At 45.2% G+C, this 1,585-nt stretch carries 1 protein-coding gene and 2 pseudogenes; all 3 read left to right on the forward strand.

Annotated features, from left to right (window positions below):
• Nucleotides 1–405, forward strand: a pseudogene (locus R7O12_RS24335) (calcium/sodium antiporter); the annotation flags it as partial.
• Between the two features lie 36 nt (nucleotides 406–441).
• Nucleotides 442–1,413, forward strand: a complete 972-nt coding sequence (gene kdsD / locus R7O12_RS24340; protein WP_318126604.1) for an arabinose-5-phosphate isomerase KdsD — start codon at nucleotides 442–444, stop codon at nucleotides 1,411–1,413.
• Between the two features lie 90 nt (nucleotides 1,414–1,503).
• Nucleotides 1,504–1,585 (forward strand): annotated as a pseudogene (locus R7O12_RS24345) (LPS export ABC transporter periplasmic protein LptC); the annotation flags it as partial.

Consider the following 1,585-nt stretch of genomic DNA (forward strand, 5'->3'; position numbering starts at 1 on the left):
GCAGCAAGCCTGCTGGTCGACAATGCGGTTATTATTGCTAAGCATTTCGGCATGAGCGACCTAGTGATCGGTCTGACAATTATTGCCATCGGTACGAGTCTTCCTGAGCTTGCAGCATCACTTGCTGGTGTATTGAAAGGCGAAGACGACATGGCAGTTGGTAACATCATCGGCTCGAACGTTTTCAATATTTTGGCGGTAATGGGCCTTCCTGGCATCATTAACCCATCCACACTAAGTGAATACGCAATGGGACGTGACTTTTGGGTCATGCTTGGCGTGTCACTGTTGTGAGTAGCAATGTGTTTAGGTAAATCACGTAGCATCAACCGCCTCGAAGGGGCGATTCTGTTTACGTGTTTCTTGGGTTACCAAGTGTACCTATTTGCCAACATGGCCGCTTAATCCCACTAATAATTAGAGACAAATTGGAGCCCTGATATGTCCAATCCATTTGATTTTCGCGCTGCAGCTAAACAAGTTCTTGATATCGAAGTCGCGGCTCTGCAAGAGCTAGACAAATACTTTGATGAGCAGTTTGAACAAGCTTGCGAATTGATCCTTTCCAATAGCGGCAAAGTTGTCGTGATGGGTATGGGCAAATCAGGCCACATTGGCAACAAGATTGCAGCAACGCTTGCCAGCACAGGTACATCAGCGTTTTTCGTTCACCCGGGTGAAGCAGCGCATGGTGACTTGGGTATGATCAGCGCGGGTGACATTGTTATCGCCATTTCTAACTCTGGCGAGTCCCATGAAATCTTGTCTCTCTTCCCAGTTCTAAAGCGTTTAAACATTAAAATCATTAGCATGACGGGCAAGCCAGAATCCAACATGGCAAAACTGGCTGACTTGCACTTGCAAATCACTGTCCCTCAAGAAGCTTGTCCACTTGGCCTTGCACCAACCAGCAGTACCACAGCAACTTTAGTAATGGGCGATGCGCTAGCAGTTGCCCTACTTCAAGCGCGTGGATTCTCAGCAGAAGACTTCGCTCTCTCACATCCTGGTGGTGCTTTAGGAAGAAAATTGCTACTTAAGCTGTCTGATATTATGCACTTCGGAAATGCATTACCGAAAGTGTCTCCAGATGCGTTGATTCGCGATGCACTTTTGGAGATTTCAGAGAAAGGTTTGGGAATGACAGCAATCGTGGACGAGCACGATGCTATGCTTGGCATATTCACCAATGGTGACTTACGCCGCACTTTGGATAAGCGCATTGATATTCATACCACGGCTATTGGCGAAGTCATGACGAAAAATCCAACCACAGCACATCCAGAAATGTTAGCAGTGGAAGGATTGAACTTAATGCAGAACAAAAACCTCAACGCACTTATCCTATGCAAAGAAGATAAAATCGTTGGCGCATTAAATATGCATGATTTACTAAAAGCTGGTGTGATGTAATATCGGCAACACGAAACATTCAAACGATTGATTACACAGATTAAGGCAATAGTCAGGGAAGTACTGAGCTAAACAAAAGGCCTTTAATAGATGAGTTTTACTCGCCTTATTTATTTGCTCTTGGTTTTCGTCGTCGCATGGTGTGGTTATTACCTACTCACACCAAAAGGTA

The organism is Vibrio sp. Vb1574, assembly GCF_033338675.1.

Bases quoted from the DNA above. Each gene is read 5' to 3' on its own strand.
- kdsD (WP_318126604.1), top strand. From the start codon at position 442: ATGTCCAATCCATTTGATTTTCGCGCTGCAGCTAAACAAGTTCTTGAT.